Below are 2,755 nucleotides of genomic sequence, written 5' to 3'. Positions count from 1 at the left end.
CGATAGCGGTGGGTCAGCTACCTATATATTGGCTGACCCGCCGCCATCGCAGGCAAGCCAGCTCCCACATTTGAACGTATTCCAATTCAGAGGTTGGGTAGGGCAGCCTATGGATAATCAGGCATGTCAATTCAGAGTTTGCGTCTGGCAGCGATGCAGGCAAGATGACCTCCTGCATGTAAGAAAACAGGAAGCCTACCGTGACCGAAGCTTTTGTTGTCGTTCAAACCGCCGAAGAGGCCGTGGACCGGCTGGCGGCTCTGCATGAGCGTGCTACCGGCGCGCTCAACCAGGCCCTCAAGCAATACCTCAAGGATCGCGTCGAACCCGACGCCGCACAGCGTGCACTGTTTCGCTACCCGGAACTGCGCCTGACCTACCACTGCCACGGCGAAGTCCCACAGACCACCCGCGCGTATGCCAAGGTGCAGTTGCCGGGCACCTACAGCGTTACCGTCACCCATCCGTCGGCGTTCCGTAAATACCTGCTGGAACAGTTGGTGCCGCTGATGCACGACTTCACCGTGACGGTGGAAGTGGGCGCCAGCCAGCAGAATATCCCTTACCCCTACGTGGTGGAGCAGGGCGATGAACTGGCCGGTTCCGGCGTGACCGCCGCGACCCTGGCGCGGGTGTTCCCCAGCACCGACCTGTCGGCCGCCACCGATGGCATCGCCGATGGCCTGTACGATTGGGAGAACACCGACCCACTGCCCCTGGCGCTGTTCGATGCGGCCCGTGTGGATTTCTCCCTGCGCCGCCTGGTGCACTACACCGGCAGCGACTGGCGCCATGTGCAGCCGTGGATTCTGCTGACCAACTACCACCGCTATGTCGACCAGTTCATCGTGCATGGCCTGGAACAGTTGCGCAGCGACCCACGTTTTATCCGCATGGTGTTGCCGGGCAACGTCATCATCGACAAAAACATGGACCATGGCGAAGCCTCTGCCATTGCCGCAGGCGTGGTCTGGCACCGTTACCAGATGCCGGCCTACCACTTGCAGGCCAGCGACGGCCACGGCGTGACCCTGGTCAACATCGGCGTCGGCCCCTCCAATGCCAAGAACATCACCGACCACCTGGCGGTATTGCGTCCCCATTGCTGGCTGATGATCGGCCACTGTGGTGGCCTGCGCCAATCCCAGACCATCGGCGACTATGTGCTGGCCCACGCTTATATGCGGCGCGACGGCATTCTCGACCGCGTGGTACCGCCGAACATTCCGATCCCGGCCCTGGCCGAAGTACAGATGGCGTTGCAGCAAGCGGCGGCCAATGTCACCGGCGAGAAGGGCGAAGAGCTGAAAAAGCGCCTGCGCACCGGCACTGTGTTGACTTACGACGACCGCAACTGGGAGCTGCGCTGGGCCCAGGAACGACCGCTGATCAACCTGTCCCGCGCCGTGGCGGTGGACATGGAAAGCGGCACCATCGCCGCCCAAGGTTACCGCTTGCGCGTACCGTACGGCACCTTGCTGTGTGTGTCGGACAAGCCGCTGCACAGTGAAATCAAGTTGCCAGGTTCGGCCAACGCGTTCTATGAACGGGCGGTGAGCCAGCACTTGAAGATCGGCATCGAGGCGGTGGACCTGCTGCGCACCGAGCTCAACTCGCTGCACTCGCGCAAGCTGCGCAGCTTTGACGAGCCGCCGTTCCGCTAACATAGCGGGGTGGTTATTTAACGGTCGGGCCACTAGCATGGTCGGTCCTGACCGTTAGATATTCCGTTGCCATGTCCCGTCCTGCCCGTCCCGACTCGCGCCGCCCTGGCGTGAAACCTCCCCATGCCGCTGCGCGCCGTGTCGCCAAGGCGCCACCGGCCGAGCCGAAATTGATCCTGTTCAATAAACCTTTCGATGTGCTGACCCAGTTCAGCGACGAAGGCGGGCGGGCGACCCTCAAGGATTTTATCGATATCCCGGGCATCTACCCGGCCGGGCGCCTGGATCGGGACAGTGAGGGCCTGCTGCTGCTGACCAACGATGGCCAGTTGCAGGCGCGGATTGCCGACCCCAAGCACAAACTGGCAAAGACCTACTGGGTACAGGTGGAAGGCGAGCCCACCGAGGAGCATCTGCAACGCCTGCGCGCAGGGGTGGAACTGAACGATGGCATGACCTTGCCGGCTGAAGCCCGTCGACTGGATGAGCCGGCGCTATGGCCCCGCAACCCGCCGGTACGCTTCCGTAAAAACGTGCCGACCTATTGGTTGGAGCTGGTGATTCGCGAGGGGCGCAACCGCCAGGTGCGGCGCATGACCGCCGCCGTGGGTTTGCCGACCTTGCGCCTGGTGCGAGTAAAAATCGGCGAGTGGTCGATTGACGGCCTGGGCCAAGGCCAGTACCGCGAAGTGCCGGCGCGCTTATAAAGCCCCGGATTCGATCAGGCCGATCACCACGCTCTTGATGATAAACGCGGCCACGCCCAGGCCCAGCACGAAGAACAGAATCAGCGAGCCAAAGCGCCCTGCCTTGGACTTCTTCGCCAGGTCCCAGACGATAAAGCCCATGAAAATGATCAGGATGGTGACCAGGCCGGTCATCATCCATTCTTCAAACAGCACGGGGTCAATCGAATTCATTGGGCAGGTTCCGACAAAGGCAGGCGCGAAGTATAAGGCAATGTGGCCGGTGCAGCGTTGACCTGCGTCGGTGCGTCGCAGGTTGAACACGGTAAAAAATGTGGGAGCGGGCTTGCTCGCGATAGCGGTGTGCCTGTCGCCGAATGCATTGACTGACACACCGCTATCGCG

The 2,755-nt window shown here is 61.8% G+C and carries 3 protein-coding genes; 2 read left to right on the top strand and 1 reads right to left on the bottom strand.

Annotated elements, in window-relative coordinates; translation table 11 throughout:
- Positions 1-200: 200 nt before the first annotated feature.
- Together amn and AC07W7_RS27105 are read left to right on the top strand one after the other, a co-directional pair.
- Entirely contained in the window at positions 201-1,664 is a 1,464-nt protein-coding gene (gene amn, locus AC07W7_RS27110; RefSeq protein ID WP_076964213.1) for an AMP nucleosidase, read from the top strand.
- A 71-nt stretch (positions 1,665-1,735) separates the two neighbouring features.
- Positions 1,736-2,371 (top strand): pseudouridine synthase, encoded by a 636-nt coding sequence (locus AC07W7_RS27105; protein WP_076964214.1) that lies wholly within the window; start codon positions 1,736-1,738, stop codon positions 2,369-2,371.
- On the opposite strand, the gene AC07W7_RS27100 is transcribed toward AC07W7_RS27105, so the two are convergent.
- Entirely contained in the window at positions 2,366-2,575 is a 210-nt protein-coding gene (locus tag AC07W7_RS27100; protein WP_057439039.1) for a DUF2788 domain-containing protein, read from the bottom strand. The genes AC07W7_RS27105 and AC07W7_RS27100 overlap by 6 nt on opposite strands.
- Positions 2,576-2,755: the final 180 nt, after the last annotated feature.

Source organism: Pseudomonas sp. GW821-FHT01D09, assembly GCF_059422465.1.
This window is presented reverse-complemented; position numbering and strand designations above follow the sequence as displayed.